The organism is Tabrizicola sp. (assembly GCF_016792905.1).
GTDB lineage: Bacteria > Pseudomonadota > Alphaproteobacteria > Rhodobacterales > Rhodobacteraceae > Tabrizicola.
This window is the reverse complement of sequence record NZ_JAEULP010000006.1, coordinates 1-16,100: the sequence shown is the minus strand read 5'-3', so window position 1 is coordinate 16,100 and position 16,100 is coordinate 1. Positions and strand designations below refer to the sequence as shown.

The window sequence follows — 16,100 nt, the reverse complement described above, 5'->3', positions numbered from 1 at the left end:
TCCTCTGGGCTGCGCTCGCGGGTCTCGTGATCGGCGTCCCCGCCGCGTTCCTGAATTGGGCCTACCTTCGCCCCAACCGGGCGCGCGAAGTCGGCCTCCTGGGACAGGTTCCGCCTCGCAGGGCCTGATCCAGCATCCCCATCTTTCACCTGGCTCAAGTATCCTGCGGGGGGTTTGGGGGTGCAAAACCCCCAAGTGCCCGAGCCGGTTGGCGCTTGCGCCAGAGGCGAAACAAGAGGCTTGCGCGTCAGCGCTCAACTCGAAAGCCGCCCCTGTCCGAGCCGACGCCAGACGGTTGCAATTGCCGAACGTCCGCAGACAAGCCATTGAAAACAAGAGACGCTCGAAAAGACGCCTGCTATGCCTTGCCACCCTTCCAGCGGCGGTGAATCCAGAACCACTGGCCGGGATGCGCGAGAATGCGCGTCTCCAGCGCCACTGTCACTGCGCGCATCATCGTCTCGGGGTCGCTGGGCGGGACTGGCACGTCCAGTTCGACCCGGAAGCTCAGACCGTCCGGCTGGCGGATGGCAAAGAACGGGATCAGGTCTGCCTTCAGCCGCAGCGCCAGTTCCGCCGCTGAAAGTGCCGTGCGCGCCGGATGGCCGAGGAAGGGCAGCACCGGAGCGCCGGGCACGTCCTGGTCGAACAAAAGCACCAGTTGCCCGCCGTCCTTCAGATGCCGCACGAAACCCGCGGTCCCCGCCCGGCCTTGCGGAAACACCGGTCCCCCGAAGGCCTGCATGGTGCGGACGTAATGCGCGTTGAAATAGCGGTTCGACAGGTTCCGGTAGAGCCCGCCGATGTCGAAGCCGCGCGCGACAAGGGCCGCCCGCGCCGCCTCGTAATTGCCGAAATGGCCAGAGACCAGGATCACCGGGCGCCGGGCATTGCGCGCCTCGATCAGCGCGCCGTAGCCGGGGCCTTCCGGCTCGATCCCCTTGGCCCGATCCAGGAAGGCGCGCGTCGAGTAGTTCTCGATCAGCGTCCGCCCCGCATTGTCGAGCGACGCGGCCGCGATGGCTGCGCGTTCCGCCTCGGGCTTTTCGGGCCAGATCAACGCCAGATTTTCCCTTGCCCGCGTACCGTATCCCGCGAGAGGCCCGATCACCCGCCGCATAAGCCATCCGACAAAGCGGACGCGCCACGGATAGGGCAGCGCCAGCGCCAGACCGATCAGCCCCCGCGCTGCGAGGTTGACCAGGAAATGGTCGGGCCGGAACGCAGGGAGAGCATCGCCTTCAGACGGCATCGGAGCCCGTGATTTCGGGGCGCGCGCTCAGCGCCCGGGTTTCGCGATGCCAGACATAAAGACCGGCCCCCACGATCACAAGCGCGCCGATCACCGTCCAGCGGTCGGGCCACTGGCCGTAGAGCACGGCACCCCAGCAGGTGGCGAAGACGATGCCGAGATAGGCGAAAGGCGCGACGATCCCGGCCTCGGTGATGGAAAAGCTGCGGATGATGCAAAGCTGCGCCCCGGTGCCAAGGCAGGCGATCAGCCCGAATTTCCACAGGTCTTCGGTGGCGACCGGCTGCCAGACGAAGGGCAGGGCGGCGCCTGCAACGATGCTGCCGAACAGGGCGGCGTAGATCATCGAGGCCCAGACGCTTTCCTGCGCGCCGATCCGGCGGGTCAGCAGGGCGCTGGTCGCGTAGGACAGCGCGCAGCAAAGGGGCAGCAGTGCCCACCAGGTGAAGACCCCGGCGCCCGGCCGGATCACCACCAGCGCGCCGATCAGGGCGACGATGACCCCCGCAATGCGCCTTGGCCCGAGCCTTTCGCCAAGGAAGAGAGCCGCGCCCAGTGTGATGAGGACCGGATTCAGATCGGCAATCGCGGTGGCCTCGGCAAGCCCGACATAGGGCAGCGACAGGAAGAAGAAGGTGGTCGCTCCGAACTGCGAGGCCGAGCGCCAGAAATGCAGCACCGGGAACCGGGTGCGCAGGACCGGACCCAGGCGGTGACGCAGGATCAGGAGAACCAGCGTCAGTTGCCCGGCGAAGCGCACCCAGATCACCTGCGGTGCGGGGTAGCGCTCGATAAGCCCCTTTGCGGTGGCGTCCATTGACGTGAAAAGGAAGATCGCGAGGATCATCAACGCCACGCCGCGCGTGACTTGGGAGGTGGGGGCGGCGGACATGGGGCGGTTGTAGGGGGTGTCGGCAGGGGCTGCAAGGGCGGGGCGTGAACGGTGATCTGCGGAACAGGTCTGCCGGAAACGCGCTTGCCGAAAGTTCGGAAGCACGATTCTTCTGCGAAGAATCAGGGTTTCTCCGGTGCGTCGCTGAAAGCAGTTTTCACAGAAAACTGGTGCTCGAAGTCGTCAGCTGTCCGCTTCCGGCACGGTCGGCCACGGTTCACCGCCGGAACCGAATGCTTGCCCTCCCAAGGATTGTCGCGAAGCTGAAGGCGGTGTGACCTCCACGGGGACAGGACTGGCATGGATCTCAATCAGATCGCGATCCCGGTGCGGGATCTCGATGAAAGTGTCGCCTTCTATGCCGCATTGGGACTGACGCCGATCGTCCGCAATGCCGAAGCCTGCTATGCCCGCTTCGAGCTTCCGTCGGGGTCGACCACCCTTTCCCTCTATGAGGACAGCACTGCGCATCCCGGCGATGTCGTCCTGTATTTCGAAGTGGACGATCTGGATCGGCGCTATGCCGAACTTTGTGCGGTCGGCATTGCGTTCCAAACCCCGCCTACCGACCAGAGCTGGCGCTGGCGCGAAGCCCATTTCGTCGACCCGACGGGGAACCGGCTCTGCCTCTTCCATGCCGGGGCTGACAGGCGTTTCCCGCCATGGCGACTGGACACCCCCGCGATGTGAGCATCCTCATCGGCGAGGCAATAGCTGGGACATCCGCCGCTGCCAACCGCACTGCGCCACGATGCCCACTACCGGATCGCCTCCGCCTACTCCTCCTCCGGCTGTACCAGTGTGATCTCCCCGCTCGTCTCCAGCGTGCGGATCGCACCGATGATGGCGGTCATCGCTTCCTCGGCGTCCTTGTCCTTGACGCGGCCGCGGGCGCCCATCTCCTCGCGCAGGCCCTGGGCCAGGCGCTGCGAGATGTTCTGCAGGATGAACTCCGCCGCCTCCTCCAGCCCCGGCTTGCCCATAGCAGCAGCAAGCGCTGTCACCAGCTGCGGCTGCTCCACGAGGCGGGTGATCTTCGGCGCATCGCGCGGATTGAGCCGCGCCGGGATATGGGTGAAGGTGAAGATCGCCTTCCGGACCTCGGCGGCGAAGGCGGCATCCTCGGCCTCCAGCCCCTGAAGCACGTCGTCGCGGGTCAGCGTGGGCGAGACGTTCAGGATCGCGCCCACCCGTTCCACCGGCCCCTGGTCGAAGGCGCGGGGCGGCTGGTTGTCGAGTTCCGCAAGCAATGCCGCCCCGATCCGGCGCACGGTTTCCGGGTCGACATTTCCGGTCATCGATACCGCATAGGCCACCCGCCGCGCCCTTTCGCCCGGCAGCTTGCCCAGAAGCTCCGCCGCCTTGGCCACCGGCAGCTTCGACAGCATCACCGCGCCGACCTCCACCGCCTCGTTCACGAGGATCGGCAGCAGCCGGTCGGGCGGGAGCGCGGTGATCCGCTCCCACGGGTCGATCTTCGACGAGGTCGAGGACATCCGCCTGAGCCGCTGGGCCGCGGATTGCGAGATATGGCCGTCCATCATGGAAAGCGCCCCCTCGATCCCACCGGGGAAGGCGAGGCCGATCGATTCCAGTTCCGCCAGGAATTCGGCGACCACGTCGTCCAGCGTGGTGCGGTCGACCAGCCGCATCTGGCCCATCTGTTCGGCCAAGGCGGCCTGCATGTGTTCGGGCAACGACGACAGCGGCAGCGAGGTCCCTTCGGTCAGCAGGTAGCGCACGATCACCGCCGCCTTCTGCCGCGGGGTCAGCACCCGCTTCGGCAGGGGAGGGACCGCGACAACCCGGCGTTCCGGGGTGATCCGGGCAAGCGGCACCATGTCCTGCGGCATCGGGTCCTCATCGATTCCTGTCCGGGGAACCGTGACAGGCCCGGGTTAACGCGGGCTTGACGTCAGCTGGTCGGTTTCTCGACGCAAGTGCCGGAACCTTCGTCCCAGACCATGCCTGGCATGCAGCTTGCAGCGGTCTCGTCCGGGTGGCCCATGCATTCGGCAAGGGCGAGGCCAGGCAGAAGGCTGATGGCCAGGACGGCCAGGGCTGTGGCTATCTTCATGGGATCCTCCGCTGTGCTAGAAGGTGTAGGTCACTCCGGTCCTGATGGCATTCGAGAGGGCTTCTTCCGCCCAGGTGCCCGTACCGCCATGGGCGCGGATCTGGGCCAACTGGTCCCCGGCCAGCGCAAGTTCGTCCATCTGGACGAGAAGCTGGCCGTAATAGCTGCGGGCCAGGATATTCGAGGGGTCCATCGCGATGGCGCGCTCATAGGCGGCGATGCCTTCCTCGACATGGCCGGTCTGGCGCAGGAGGAAGCCGCGATAGGTCATCACCCGGCTCGTCTCGCCCTCGCGCATCGCGGCAAGGACTGCCGTGGCCTCGTCGTAGCGCCCGGCATAGGCTAGTTCGCGCACCGCGCCGAAGCGCTGGTCGTCGTTCAGGCTGGAATCTTCCGCCTTGACGCAGGTCTTGGTCTTCTCATCCCAGACCATGCCCTTTTCGCATTCGGTCGTGGTTTCCGTGGGTTTCGGCGGCTGGCTGTCGTCCGTCCCGACCGCAAGGGCGATCTGCGGGGCCAGGGCCAGGGCTGCGGCAAGGATCATGCGCATGGGCGTTCCTTTCGGCACTTTCCCGAAAGGTAGCACGATTGACCCGACGGCAAGGGGGGAAAGTCGCGACCGGTCGGAAGCGGTCGATCACGCTTCCGTGACGCGCCTATTCGCCGAAAACGCGCGCGAAGATCGTGTCGACGTGCTTGGTGTGGTAGCCGAGGTCGAACTTCTCCTCGATTTCGGCGGGGGACAGCGCCGCCGTGACCTCGGGGTCGGCCAGAAGCTCGGTCTTGAAATCCGCGCCCTTCTCCCAGACCTTCATCGCGTTCCGTTGCACCAGGCGGTAGCTGTCCTCGCGGCTGACACCGGCCTGGGTCAGGGCCAGCAGAACGCGCTGGCTCATCACCAGGCCTTTGAACTTGTTGAGGTTCTTCAGCATGTTTTCCGGGTAGACCACCAGCTTTTCCACCACCCCGGCCAGCCGGTGCAGCGCGAAGTCGAGCGTGATCGTCGCATCCGGGCCGATCATCCGTTCCACGCTGGAATGGCTGATGTCGCGCTCATGCCAGAGCGCCACGTTCTCCAGCGCCGGGACGACGGCCATCCGCACCAGCCGCGCGAGGCCGGTGAGGTTTTCGGTCAGCACCGGGTTGCGCTTGTGCGGCATGGCGCTGGAGCCCTTCTGGCCGGGCGAGAAGAACTCCTCCGCTTCCAGCACCTCGGTCCGCTGCATGTGGCGGATCTCGATGGCGACGTTTTCGATGCTGGACGCGATCACACCGAGAGTCGCGAAGAACATCGCGTGGCGGTCGCGCGGGATGACCTGGGTCGAGATCGGTTCGGGCGTCAGGCCCAGCATCTTGCAGACATGTTCCTCGACCGCCGGGTCGATGTTGGCGAAGGTGCCGACCGCGCCCGAGATTGCCCCGGTCGCCACTTCCGCCCGCGCTGCCACCAGCCGGGCGCGGTTCCGCGACATCTCGGCATGGAAGCGCGCGAAGGTCAGCCCCATGGTGATCGGCTCGGCGTGGATGCCGTGGCTGCGGCCGATGCGCGGGGTGTCCTTGTATTCGAAGGCCCTGACCTTCAGCGCCGCCAGCACCCGGTCGAGACCTTTCAGCAACAGGTCCGCCGCACGGCAGAGCTGGATGTTGAGCGTGGTGTCCAGGACGTCCGACGAGGTCATTCCCTGATGCACGAAGCGCGCATCCTCGGCGCCGATATGTTCGGCAAGATGGGTCAGGAAGGCGATCACGTCATGCTTCGTCACCGCCTCGATCTCGTCGATCCGGGCAACACTGAACTCCACGTCCTTCGCGCGCCAGACGGCTTCGGCATTGGCTTTCGGGATCACGCCCAACGCGGCCTGCGCGTCGCAGGCATGGGCCTCGATCTCGAACCAGATCCTGAAGCGGGTTTCCGGGGACCAGATCGCCACCATTTCGGGGCGGGAATAGCGCGGGATCATCGGGGCCTCCGGACGGGAAATGTCGCGCCCCCTTACGCCGTGGGCGGCAGGGGTGCAAGGCGTGAGGCCGACGCGGAACTTCGCGATTGTCGGAGGATGAAAGATCGAACTGTTGCCAAAGCCGCAACGCATTTATGCCGTAGTGATCGGGCTAATGGGAACGGAAAGGCCGAATACCGCCGGAACGCCTGGCGGAAAGGGATGTGGATGGAAGACACAGGCAGGATCTGGCAACAGCTGATCGGAGTGGCGCTTTGCCTGTCGGTGCTTGCGCTGGCTGCGGGCTATCTGGGCTGGCTGCATCCCCTGGGCGATTCGCTGTCGGTCGGCCGCGGGTTTGCGGCAGCGGCGGTGCTGGTGCTGGCGGTCGCGGCCAGTTTCGCCGGGCTCCGGATGGCGGCCTTCGTCTCGATGCTGCTGGCCATGTTGACCGGGGGGCAGGTGCTGCTGGCCTATTCCTGGCCGGGGCTGCCGGGGTCCTACACCGTCTACCAGAAGAATGTGCTGTTCCGGAACGCCGCGCTTCCGGCGCTTGCCGAGGACATCCGTGCCGCGAACCCCGCCATCGTTACCCTGCAAGAGGTTCTGCCGGAAAATCGGGCCTGGATGGAGGGTTTGAAAGATGCATATCCGCACCAGCTCCTTTGCCCCGGGTCGCGGATCGGCGGCGAGGCGATTCTGACGCGGCTGCCTCCGGTCGACGGCACGGCCTTCTGCGGTCCCGGCCTTGCCGCCATGCAGGTCGTGGGCGGAACCGCCGACTTTCCGGAACGTTTCTGGATCGTCTCGGTGCATCTGCACTGGCCCTGGCCCTACGGCCAGTCCGACCATGTGCGCCTCCTGCTGCCGATCCTCGACAAGTTGCAGGGACCGGCAATCATGGCGGGCGATTTCAACATGGTGCGCTGGGCAAACTCGGTGACGCAAATGGCCGAGGTGCTGGGCGTCCGGGCGGCAGGCCCGATGCTCGGCAGCTACATCGGCCTGTCGCGCGTCCTGCCCCTTCCCATCGACCACATCTTCGCCACCGGCGGCGGAAAGGTGACGCTGCGCCCCGCGGCGGGGTCCGACCACCTGGGGCTGCTGGCGCAGGTGGTGATCTGATCTCACGCGCAGGTGACTGGCGGGTCGGCCGGGCGGGCAGGTAGGCTGCGCCATCCGTGGAGGAGGCTTCCATGCTGCGATCCGCTCTGCTTGCCGTTTGTCTTGTCTCTCCGGCCCGGGCCGAAGATTGGCATGTGCTGGACAATGCCGGGATCACTGCCGCACTGGCGGCCCGCGTCCTGCGATATGAAGACGGCTCGACGCAGAATTTCTTCCAGGATGGCCGGACGCTCTATGAGGCCGGGGGAGGCGAAGCTTGGGGCAAGTGGTGGGTGGAGGGCGGTCGCTACTGCTCCACCTGGCCGCCATCGGACGTGGCCGCCTGCTACGGGGTCGAGGCAAAGGGGCTGGACGTGCGGTTCACCAGAACGGGCGGGAAGGTGACGGTGGGACGGTATCAGGACCTTTGATGTGTCCACGGTGGACAAGGATGGGTGATCCAGAGATATCAATGGGTTGGTCGCGGGCGTCAGGGATTTGTTAAGACCTGGCCTCCGGCCACGACGCTTGCGCAGGGCATACGACCAGAAAACGAAGTCGCGCGCGGGTGTGGTGGACCGATCAGCCTGCGATCGGCAGGGAGACCATGGGCGCGCTTCTGCCATGGGGACAGCGGCAGGCCGCAGAGTATGTCATCATCACCACGTCCCCGCTGTGCCGGCAGGCGATGCAGGAAGGCGGATCATCCGGGGAAATGCAGGCAGGCTGCAACTCGGTCCCGCTGGCCCGCAGCCAGCGACGAGTGTTGCGAGCATCTGGACCCCTAACCCATCAACCGCTCATCGAACGGATAGCGCGTCAGCGTCTCGCACCCCGTCTCCGTGATCAGCACCTGATCCTCCAGCTTGATCGAGAAGCTGCCCCCCTCGGGCGAGACCAGCGCCTCGACGCAGAGCACCATCCCCGGTTCCAGCGCGGCGTCGAACGCCCCCGGCATCCAGCCGTCCGGGTAATGGACATAGGGCCATTCGTCGCAAAGCCCGACCCCGTGCATCTTGCAGGAATACTTCTGCGCCCAGTATTCCGGGGCCAACTGGTGCCCCTGCATCACCAGCTCCTCGATGGTCACGCCGGGTTTCAGCCGGGCCTTGTGGTCGGCGATATGGTCAAGCGCGTGGTGGAAAGCGCTGACCATCGCGTTCGAGGGGCGGTTGTCGCCCACCCACCAGGTGCGGGAGATGTCGATGCAGAAGCCGTAACAGCCGATCAGGTCGGTATCAAAAGCGACGATCTCCTCCGGCTGCACCAGCCGCGGCCCGCATTCCTGGAACCAAGGGTTCGTCCGGGGCCCCGACGCCAGCAGCCGCGTCTCGATCCATTCCCCGCCGCGGCGGATGTTCGCCGCATGCAGCTCCGCCCAGATCGCGTCCTCCGATACCTTGCCCGAAGGCACCGCCGCCCGCGTGAAGGCCTCCATCTCGGCAATCCCCGCCTCGCAGGCATGATGGGCGCAGCGCATCGCCAGGACCTCGTCCGGCGTCTTCACCGCGCGGACCCGTTCCGTCACCTCCTCGCCTTCCTCGACCGTGAACCCCGCCGCCTCCAGCGCCCGCAGGCCATGGACCATGATCTTGTCCACCGCCAGCCGCCGGTTCGTCCCCGCGTGCGCCCGCATCACCTCGTCCACCTGCGCCGCAAAGCCCCGCGCAGCGTCCACCCCCCGGTCGCCGGTGGAGTTGTAGAAGAAGGTCGCCCCCGAGCGCAGCTCCTTCACCAAGGGGTTGAACGTCACCAGGAAGGGCGAGTTCTTGTATTCCCACATCACCATGTGCCCGTCGGCACACAGAAGGCAGGCCCGGAACGGGTTGTGCGTGTTCCAGAGCTGCATGTTCGTCGTGTCGGTCGCGTAGCGGATGTTCAAGGGATCGAACATCAGAAGCCCGCCGTAGTCCCGTGCCACCAGACCCGCCACCAGCTTCGCCCAGCGGTCGTGCCGCATCCGGCCAAGGTCCGGCAAGACCAACCCCGCCGCCGCCCATTCGCCGTAGGCCAGTTGCGTCGGCCCGATCTCGACCCGGTCATTCTCGTTCGGCGTCCCGTCGCCCAGGCGATCCCCGCGCGTGGGGTCGATCTTGCGGCTGTCGCGGTGATAGCTGGTCATCGGTCTCTCCCTGTCCGGTCCAGACTGCCCCGCCCGGCAATCCCCCGCCTATGCCGCCCGCGACATGCGCCGTCGCAAACCGCCCGGTTGCAGCCGGTCGCGCCCCATGGTCAAAGACCCGGCATGACGAACCCGATGCAAGACCAGCCCATCCTGCAGGACCGCCTGCCGCTTCTGCCCTGGATCGACCCGCGCACCCGCCGCCTGCCGGGCATCCTGCCGGTCGAGGGGCAGGATTGGCTGCGCATCGACGAGGCCTACGGCGCGCAGATGGCGCTGCGGGATCGCCTGATCGCGGCGCAGCCCGATGTCGTCCACGGTCTGCTGCCCGAAGCCCATCCGGCCGCGGCCGAGCTTTACGCCGCAACGCTCGACTGGCTGCGCGCGGCGCCGGGCTTTCGCATCGGCGATGACAGCGTCACCCGACCCGATGGCGCGACCGTCCCATTGAACCCCGGCAAGCCGCTCTTGACCCTCGGTCGCCTCGTGCAGGAGGATCTCTGCCTGATGGAGCGCGAGGGCGATGAATACCGGCTGACCGGCGGCGTTCTCTGCTTTCCGGCCAGTTGGACCCTGGCGCAAAAGCTTGGCCGGGCGCTGACCGGCATCCATGACCCGGTCGCGGTCTATGATGCCGATGTGGCCAGGCGCGTGGCGCGCCTCTTCGACGCGATCCGGCCCGAGCAGCCGCTCTGGCGGATGAACTACCTGACCTATGACGATTTCGTGCTGCACCAGCCCCGGCGCGAGGGCGAGAAGCGGCCGCAGCCGACCGACCATGTCTTCATCCGCTGCGAGCGCCAGTGCCTTCTGCGCCTGCCGGTGACGAAGGCGGTGGTCTTCACCATCCACACCTATGTCGTCGAGGCGGGCACCGTCACGCCCGAGAACCTGGCAGCGCTGCGCGAGGCGGTGCATTGACCCGCTGCCTGCTGGTCTTCGCGCATCCGCTGGATGGCAGCCTGAATGCGCGCCTCGCCGCGACGGTCGAAGCGCAGGCCCGGGCCGCGGGCTGGCAGGTCACGCGCCGCGACCTTTACGCGGAAGGGTTCGACCCGCGCCTTGCTCCGCAGGAACGGGCCTCCTACTACGGCGATCCGCCCGCGACGCTGGCCGCTGAAAAGGCCGAACTCGCGGCGGCCCAGGTGCTGATCCTGGTCTTCCCGACCTGGTGGTTCGGCTTCCCGGCCATCCTGAAGGGCTGGTTCGACCGGGTCTGGGCGCCGGGCACCGCCTTCGACCACTCCCCCGGCTTCGGCCCGATGCTGCCCCGGCTGAATGATCTGCGCGAGGTTCTGGCCGTCACCACGATGGGTGCCCCGGCCTGGATCGACTGGCTGGTCCTGCGTCGGCCTGTCCGGCGCATCCTGCGGCTGGCCATCGTGAAGCCTTGCGCGCCGCAGGCCCGCCTCGGCTGGCGCGCGCTTTACACGGCCGAGTCGGTGGCGGGTGGCAGGCTTGCCCGTTTCGAGGCGACCCTCGCCGCCGACATCCACAGATTGCAACGGAGACTGTGATGCCCGGACTGATCCGAAGAACCCTGCTGATCGGTGGTGTCGCGGCGGCGGCGGGGGGCGTGGCCCTCTGGCGCCTGCGCAGGCCGGGAGGGGTAGAACTGGAATATGGTGGCGATCCGGCGCAGTTGCTTGACGTCGCCTATCCGCGCGCGACCGATGCGGCCCCGGTGCTGGTGATATTCCATGGCGGCGACTTCGCGACCGGCGACAAGGATGATGTAACGGTTTGGCCCGAGTGGCTGGAAGCCGGGATTGCCGTGGTGCGGGTGAACACCCGGACCTCGGACCAGGCAAAATGGCCGACCCAGGCCGACGATGCGCTGGCGGCGGTGGTGCATCTGCAACGGAATGGCGCCGAGCTCGGCCTCGACCCCGCGCGCATGGTGCTGATGGGGCAGGGGGCGGGGGCCTATCTGGCGGTCAATACCGCGCTCAGCCTGGTCGAGGTCGGCCTGCCGCCGAAGGGGGTGGTCAGCCTCTACGGTCCGATGGATTTCTCGACGCTCGATGCCGATCTGCGGACCCTGGGCCGGAGCCCGGCGCGGGGACCGGCGGATGATGCGGCCAGTCCCGAAAGCCGCTTGCTCGGCTTTGCCGTCGGGGAAAAGCGCGCGGCTGCCCATGCCGCCAGCCCGCTTGCGCGGCTCGACCGGATGCGCGAACCGCTGCCGCCGCTCCTGATCCGGCATGGCGATGCCGATACCATGGTCGCCGACCTGCAGGCCCGCCGCCTGCGTGAGGCCTGGCTTGCCGCTGATCCAAATGCGAGCATCGATTACAAGCTCGTCCCCGGCGCAGGCCATGGCGGTGCGGCCTTTGAGACCGGCGAGGTCAAGGCCGATGTGCTGGCCTTCGTGGGAGAGGCGCTCGGCTGATCTCCGAAACCCAATCGAGCCCTTTCACCTGGCACCAAATATCCCCGCCGGAGTGCGACATGGTGGCGCCACTGGTTCAAGCCCCATGTCGCGGCCCGAGCGGTCTTGCGGTCTTCACGCAAGACCATGAGACAAAAGGACTTCGCGCGTCAGCGCTCAATTTGACAGGCGTCCCGACCCGCGCGGCACTCAGTCCCCGGCACCGATGGTCTTAAGATCCCGCCCGCTGGCCCAGAGCCAGAGCGCCCGGCCCAGGCCGTAGGGCAGGGCGACAAGGATCGAGGCCCAGCCGATCAGATATCCCATGACCTGGATCGCGCCTTCGGCGACCGGGCCGGGCGGGGCAGGGGGCAGTGCCGGGCCAGTCGACGCCGGGGCCCGCTGCGGCCGCGCACTCCGCACCGCCGCACCTGTGGCGGACGGGGCCGGGGCGGCCATCTCGTCGCGGATCGCGGCAAGCGGGTCGTCCTCTTGCGCCGAGGGTTCGGCGAGGATGATGGGCGGTGCATCGACCGGGTCATGGGGGATCGGGGACGGGGGTTCTGGCGTGGCCGGTGCGGGGTGATCGCCCCAGAGATGTGGCGCGACCTCCGCCACCAGCGCGTTGCCCCGCGTCACGTCTTCGTCAGCGGTGGCGCTGGCATGAGAGAGCGTGGCGGCAAGGTTTTTGATCCAGCCCGCCACCCGAAGATGCGACGGCACAAAACGCTCCGCCCGGCCCAGCTTTTCCGCCGGGATCCGCCCCGCGCCGTTCTTGACGTTGATCGCCACACGGCGGGCTTTCCGGGCAAGCCATGCATGGACCCCGGCCACGCCCTCGCGCGACAGATACAGGCTCGCCCGTCCCAGGGCGCGCAGTTTGAAGGGTGGCCGCTGCCCGCCCGAGGCCCAGATCTTCGGGCGTTCCTTGCCGGTCTTCTTCCGAAGGGGATTGTCCGCCATGGTCTTCCCGCCACCCTTTGCAACCGCAGGTTAGCCCAGGTACCGCAGCCCGGCAACTGCCGTGGGTGGACCTTTCAAAAAGGTTAACGCCCGCAGGCAACCCATTCAGAAGACTTGTGTTTCCGATTTTGTCCACTGTGGACAGAAACGAAAAAGGGCGCCCGCGGGCGCCCTTTCCGTGTCCCTGTCCCGACGGGCTCAGCAGGAATAGTACATCTGGTACTCGATCGGGTGGGGGGTATGCTCGTAGGCGTACACCTCCTCCCATTTCAGCGCCATATAGGCCTCCAGCTGCTCGCGGTCGAACACGTCGCCGGCCAGCAGGAAGTCCATGTCCTTCTCCAGCTCTTCCAGGGCTTCCCGGAGCGAACCGCAGACGGTCGGGATTTCGGCCAGTTCTTCCGGCGGCAGGTCATAGAGGTCCTTGTCGGACGCCGGACCCGGGTCGATCTTGTTCTTGATCCCGTCGAGGCCCGCCATCAGCAGCGCGGCAAAGGCCAGATAGGGGTTCGCCGACGGATCGGGGAACCGGGCTTCCACGCGCTTGGCCTTCGGCGATTCCGTCCACGGAATCCGGACGCAGCCAGAGCGGTTGCGGGCCGAATACGCGCGCAGGACGGGGGCCTCGAAGCCCGGGATCAGCCGCTTGTAGCTGTTCGTGCCGGGGTTCGTCAGCGCGTTCAGCGCCTTGGCGTGCTTCAGGATCCCGCCGATGAAGTACAGCGCCTCCTGGCTGAGGTCGGCATACTTGTCGCCCGCGAACAAGGGCTTGCCGCCCTTCCAGATCGACATGTTGACGTGCATCCCCGACCCGTTGTCGCCCTTCATCGGCTTCGGCATGAAGGTCACGGTCTTGCCGTAGGCATGCGCGACGTTGTGGATGACGTATTTGTACTTCTGGATGTTGTCGGCCTGTTCGACCAGCCCGCCAAAGATCATCCCCAGCTCATGCTGGCAGGTCGCGACCTCGTGGTGGTGCTTGTCGACCTTGATGCCCATCCGCTTCATCGTGGACAGCATCTCGCCCCGGATGTCCTGGGCTTCGTCGATCGGGTTCACCGGGAAGTAGCCGCCCTTGTGGCCCGCGCGATGTCCGTAGTTGCCGCCCTCGGTTGGGGTGTCGGTGTTCCAGGCGGCGGCTTCCGCGTCGATCTCGTAGGCCACCTTGCGCGGGGTCACCGAATAGCGGACGTCGTCGAACAGGAAGAACTCGGCTTCCGGGCCGCAGTAGAACGCGTCACCGATGCCCGACGACTTGAGGTAGGCTTCCGCCTTCAGCGCTATCTGGCGCGGGCAGCGCGAATAGGCCTCACCCGTATCGGGCTCGACCACGTTGCAATGCACGCAGAGGGTCTTCTCGGCGTAGAACGGGTCCAGGTAGACCGAGGCCGCATCGGGCATCAGCTTCATGTCGGACTGGTCGATCGACTTCCAGCCCGCGATCGACGAGCCGTCGAACATGAAGCCTTCCTCGAAGAAATCCTCGTCCACAAGGTCCGAGACCAGCGTGACGTGCTGGAGCTTGCCCTTGGGGTCGGTGAAGCGGATGTCGACGTATTCGACCTCCTCGTCCTTGATCAGTTTCAGAGCTTTTGCGACTGCGCTCATCATGCTGCCTTTCGGTTTGGTTGCGGTTAGGGCTTGCGGCCCGGTTTGGGGTCAGGTCCGGGGGTTTTCGACGAAAATTCCCGGACCATCGCGTCAGACAGCATCATCGCCGGTTTCGCCGGTGCGGATGCGGATGGCCTGTTCCACGGGGGTGACGAAGATCTTGCCGTCGCCGATCTTGTCGGTGCGCGCGGCCGAGACAATCGCCTGGACGGCGGTGTCGACCATGTCGTCGGTCAGGACGACCTCGATCTTCACCTTGGGCAGGAAGTCGACGACATATTCGGCGCCGCGGTAAAGCTCGGTATGGCCCTTCTGACGGCCGAAGCCCTTGACCTCGGTGACCGACAGGCCCTGGATCCCGGCTTCCTGAAGCGCTTCCTTGACCTCATCCAGCTTGAACGGCTTGATGATCGCTTCGACTTTCTTCATTGGGCCGACTCCCCCCGGTTCCGTCTTTGCCCCTCTCACCACTTCCCTATGGGAGGGGCAATGTGACAGGGTTTTCTTCCGGGCTGCTGTCGGGGGAATCCTTGAGGCGTGCCTAATTTTTATGCAATGCGCCCGTCCGTTGGGCAGTTTGAAAACTGTGGTGCTGAAAACATGACCGAACTCCTGACCGCCGCGCAGATGCGGGCCATTGAACAGGCGGCGATTGCCTCGGGCGAGGTCACGGGTCTGGAGCTGATGGAACGCGCCGGGCGGGGCGTGGTCGAGGCGATCTTCGAGGAATGGCCGGAGCTGCGCGCCACCTCGCACCGGGCGGTGGTCCTCTGCGGGCCAGGCAACAACGGCGGCGACGGGTTCGTGGTCGCGCGGCTGTTGAAGGAGTGGGGCTGGGAGGTGGAGGTCTTCCTCTACGGCGACCCGGAGCGGATGCCGCCGGATGCGCGGGTGAATTATGAGCGGTGGCGGGGGATGGGGGAGGTGCGTCCACTCGACCGCGAGGAGGCATGGAAGGACGTGGCGGGTCTGATCGCGCCACATGACGATCAGGTGGTGATCGATGCCCTTTTCGGGACGGGCCTGACGCGACGCGTCGAAGGACCGCTGAAGTCATTGCTGAACGCCCTGAACGACACACTGGATGAAAGCGTGGGCTGGTATGTCGCGGTTGACGTCCCGTCGGGACTGTGTGCCGATTCCGGCAAGGAATTGACTGAATGGCCGCGAAGGGCCGATCTCACCGTGACATTCCATCGGGCAAAGCTCGGCCATTACCTCGACGTTGGACCGGATGACTGTTCGACCCTTGTCGTGTCAGACATCGGGTTGGGCGGGTCTGACGCTCAGGGGAGGGAAAGGGTTGAGCTGATCGGGCGACCCGGTCCGCATCTCTGCAAGAGTATGGGCCACAAATACTCCCACGGCCACGCTCTCATCCTCTCCGGCCCCTCCGGTCGCGGCGGGGCGGCGCGGCTCTCGGCGCGGGGGGCGCTGCGGATCGGGGCGGGGGTGGTGACGGTGGGGTGTCCGCCCGGCGCCATCGCCGAGCACGCCGCGCGGCTGGATGCGGTGATGCTGCGGGGGGTTGCGGATGCGGCTGCGCTGGCCGGGGTGCTGGAGGACGGACGGATCAATGCGCTGTGCGTGGGGCCGGGGTTGGGGACCGGCGAGCGGGAGGCCGGGCTGGTGGGGGTGGCGTTGGAGAGTCGGGGGGGGGGGGGGGGGGGCGCCGCGGGCGGGGGGGGGGCGCGCGGCGCCCGGCGGGGGGGGGCGCCGCCCCCGCCCCCCCGACCCACACCCCCCCCACCCCAGCAACAAGCCGGAC

The 16,100-nt window shown here is 66.7% G+C and carries 17 protein-coding genes; 7 read left to right on the top strand and 10 right to left on the bottom strand.

Annotation, left to right across the window (positions count from 1 at the left end):
* Window positions 1-358: 358 nt before the first annotated feature.
* Window positions 359-1,252: a lysophospholipid acyltransferase family protein gene (locus tag JNL31_RS01025; RefSeq protein ID WP_294968707.1), complete on the bottom strand. Its 894-nt coding sequence runs from the start codon at window positions 1,250-1,252 to the stop codon at window positions 359-361.
* Window positions 1,242-2,144: a DMT family transporter gene (locus JNL31_RS01020; protein WP_294968705.1), complete on the bottom strand. Its 903-nt coding sequence runs from the start codon at window positions 2,142-2,144 to the stop codon at window positions 1,242-1,244. Before JNL31_RS01020 ends, JNL31_RS01025 begins: the two co-directional genes overlap by 11 nt.
* Window positions 2,145-2,444: 300 nt before the next feature.
* Here JNL31_RS01020 and JNL31_RS01015 point away from each other — a divergent pair, with 300 nt between their 5' ends.
* Window positions 2,445-2,834 (top strand): VOC family protein, encoded by a 390-nt coding sequence (locus tag JNL31_RS01015; RefSeq protein ID WP_294968703.1) that lies wholly within the window; start codon window positions 2,445-2,447, stop codon window positions 2,832-2,834.
* 86 nt (window positions 2,835-2,920) lie between these two features.
* On the opposite strand, the gene JNL31_RS01010 is transcribed toward JNL31_RS01015, so the two are convergent.
* From JNL31_RS01010 to purB, 4 genes are all read right to left on the bottom strand, one after another.
* Window positions 2,921-3,997 (bottom strand): FliG C-terminal domain-containing protein, encoded by a 1,077-nt coding sequence (locus JNL31_RS01010; protein ID WP_294968700.1) that lies wholly within the window; start codon window positions 3,995-3,997, stop codon window positions 2,921-2,923.
* Between the two features lie 62 nt (window positions 3,998-4,059).
* Window positions 4,060-4,221, bottom strand: coding sequence for a hypothetical protein (locus JNL31_RS01005; RefSeq protein ID WP_294968697.1), 162 nt, complete (start codon window positions 4,219-4,221; stop codon window positions 4,060-4,062).
* Window positions 4,222-4,237: 16 nt separating this feature from the next.
* Complete coding sequence (locus JNL31_RS01000) at window positions 4,238-4,771, bottom strand: hypothetical protein (protein ID WP_294968694.1); 534 nt, start codon at window positions 4,769-4,771, stop codon at window positions 4,238-4,240.
* 106 nt (window positions 4,772-4,877) lie between these two features.
* Window positions 4,878-6,182 carry an adenylosuccinate lyase gene (gene purB / locus JNL31_RS00995; RefSeq protein WP_294968691.1) on the bottom strand — a complete coding sequence of 435 codons (1,305 nt, stop codon included), beginning with the start codon at window positions 6,180-6,182 and terminating at the stop codon, window positions 4,878-4,880.
* Between the two features lie 207 nt (window positions 6,183-6,389).
* Here purB and JNL31_RS00990 point away from each other — a divergent pair, with 207 nt between their 5' ends.
* Both JNL31_RS00990 and JNL31_RS00985 read left to right on the top strand, forming a co-directional pair.
* Window positions 6,390-7,286, top strand: a complete 897-nt coding sequence (locus JNL31_RS00990) for an endonuclease/exonuclease/phosphatase family protein (protein WP_294968689.1) — start codon at window positions 6,390-6,392, stop codon at window positions 7,284-7,286.
* Window positions 7,287-7,357: 71 nt separating this feature from the next.
* Window positions 7,358-7,696 (top strand): hypothetical protein, encoded by a 339-nt coding sequence (locus JNL31_RS00985; RefSeq protein ID WP_294968686.1) that lies wholly within the window; start codon window positions 7,358-7,360, stop codon window positions 7,694-7,696.
* A gap of 353 nt (window positions 7,697-8,049) precedes the next feature.
* Here the strand turns inward: JNL31_RS00985 and dddP are convergent, their stop codons facing one another.
* A complete protein-coding gene (dddP, locus tag JNL31_RS00980) occupies window positions 8,050-9,387 on the bottom strand; it encodes a dimethylsulfonioproprionate lyase DddP (protein ID WP_294968683.1) in 1,338 nt (445 codons plus the stop codon).
* 123 nt (window positions 9,388-9,510) lie between these two features.
* Here dddP and JNL31_RS00975 point away from each other — a divergent pair, with 123 nt between their 5' ends.
* From JNL31_RS00975 to JNL31_RS00965, 3 genes are read left to right on the top strand one after another with little or no spacing between them, the layout of a single operon-like run.
* Entirely contained in the window at window positions 9,511-10,308 is a 798-nt protein-coding gene (locus JNL31_RS00975; RefSeq protein WP_294968681.1) for a DUF3445 domain-containing protein, read from the top strand.
* The gene (locus JNL31_RS00970) at window positions 10,305-10,904 is read left to right on the top strand and encodes an NAD(P)H-dependent oxidoreductase (protein ID WP_294968678.1); all 600 of its coding nucleotides are present in this window, start codon (window positions 10,305-10,307) and stop codon (window positions 10,902-10,904) included. The genes JNL31_RS00975 and JNL31_RS00970 overlap by 4 nt, the downstream gene beginning before the upstream one ends.
* Entirely contained in the window at window positions 10,904-11,779 is an 876-nt protein-coding gene (locus JNL31_RS00965; protein WP_294968675.1) for an alpha/beta hydrolase, read from the top strand. The genes JNL31_RS00970 and JNL31_RS00965 overlap by 1 nt, the downstream gene beginning before the upstream one ends.
* A gap of 189 nt (window positions 11,780-11,968) precedes the next feature.
* On the opposite strand, the gene JNL31_RS00960 is transcribed toward JNL31_RS00965, so the two are convergent.
* From JNL31_RS00960 to JNL31_RS00950, 3 genes are all read right to left on the bottom strand, one after another.
* Entirely contained in the window at window positions 11,969-12,721 is a 753-nt protein-coding gene (locus JNL31_RS00960; RefSeq protein ID WP_294968672.1) for a hypothetical protein, read from the bottom strand.
* 198 nt (window positions 12,722-12,919) lie between these two features.
* Window positions 12,920-14,329 (bottom strand): type I glutamate--ammonia ligase, encoded by a 1,410-nt coding sequence (gene glnA, locus JNL31_RS00955; protein WP_294968669.1) that lies wholly within the window; start codon window positions 14,327-14,329, stop codon window positions 12,920-12,922.
* Window positions 14,330-14,422: 93 nt separating this feature from the next.
* On the bottom strand, window positions 14,423-14,761 hold the full coding sequence (locus JNL31_RS00950) for a P-II family nitrogen regulator (protein WP_294968666.1): 339 nt from the start codon (window positions 14,759-14,761) through the stop codon (window positions 14,423-14,425).
* Between the two features lie 171 nt (window positions 14,762-14,932).
* Between JNL31_RS00950 and JNL31_RS00945 the strand changes: the two genes are divergently transcribed.
* The coding region (locus tag JNL31_RS00945; RefSeq protein ID WP_294968663.1) for an NAD(P)H-hydrate epimerase at window positions 14,933-16,100 on the top strand (1,168 nt) is incomplete at its 3' end.

Excerpts from the sequence above, each read along its gene's own strand:
- JNL31_RS01025 (WP_294968707.1), bottom strand. The coding sequence starts at position 1,252 with ATGCCGTCTGAAGGCGATGCTCTCCCTGCGTTCCGGCCCGACCATTTC.
- JNL31_RS01020 (WP_294968705.1), bottom strand. The coding sequence starts at position 2,144 with ATGTCCGCCGCCCCCACCTCCCAAGTCACGCGCGGCGTGGCGTTGATG.
- JNL31_RS01015 (WP_294968703.1), top strand. The coding sequence starts at position 2,445 with ATGGATCTCAATCAGATCGCGATCCCGGTGCGGGATCTCGATGAAAGT.
- JNL31_RS01010 (WP_294968700.1), bottom strand. The coding sequence starts at position 3,997 with ATGCCGCAGGACATGGTGCCGCTTGCCCGGATCACCCCGGAACGCCGG.
- JNL31_RS01005 (WP_294968697.1), bottom strand. The coding sequence starts at position 4,221 with ATGAAGATAGCCACAGCCCTGGCCGTCCTGGCCATCAGCCTTCTGCCT.
- JNL31_RS01000 (WP_294968694.1), bottom strand. The coding sequence starts at position 4,771 with ATGCGCATGATCCTTGCCGCAGCCCTGGCCCTGGCCCCGCAGATCGCC.
- purB (WP_294968691.1), bottom strand. The coding sequence starts at position 6,182 with ATGATCCCGCGCTATTCCCGCCCCGAAATGGTGGCGATCTGGTCCCCG.
- JNL31_RS00990 (WP_294968689.1), top strand. The coding sequence starts at position 6,390 with ATGGAAGACACAGGCAGGATCTGGCAACAGCTGATCGGAGTGGCGCTT.
- JNL31_RS00985 (WP_294968686.1), top strand. The coding sequence starts at position 7,358 with ATGCTGCGATCCGCTCTGCTTGCCGTTTGTCTTGTCTCTCCGGCCCGG.
- dddP (WP_294968683.1), bottom strand. The coding sequence starts at position 9,387 with ATGACCAGCTATCACCGCGACAGCCGCAAGATCGACCCCACGCGCGGG.
- JNL31_RS00975 (WP_294968681.1), top strand. The coding sequence starts at position 9,511 with ATGACGAACCCGATGCAAGACCAGCCCATCCTGCAGGACCGCCTGCCG.
- JNL31_RS00965 (WP_294968675.1), top strand. The coding sequence starts at position 10,904 with ATGCCCGGACTGATCCGAAGAACCCTGCTGATCGGTGGTGTCGCGGCG.
- JNL31_RS00960 (WP_294968672.1), bottom strand. The coding sequence starts at position 12,721 with ATGGCGGACAATCCCCTTCGGAAGAAGACCGGCAAGGAACGCCCGAAG.
- glnA (WP_294968669.1), bottom strand. The coding sequence starts at position 14,329 with ATGAGCGCAGTCGCAAAAGCTCTGAAACTGATCAAGGACGAGGAGGTC.
- JNL31_RS00950 (WP_294968666.1), bottom strand. The coding sequence starts at position 14,761 with ATGAAGAAAGTCGAAGCGATCATCAAGCCGTTCAAGCTGGATGAGGTC.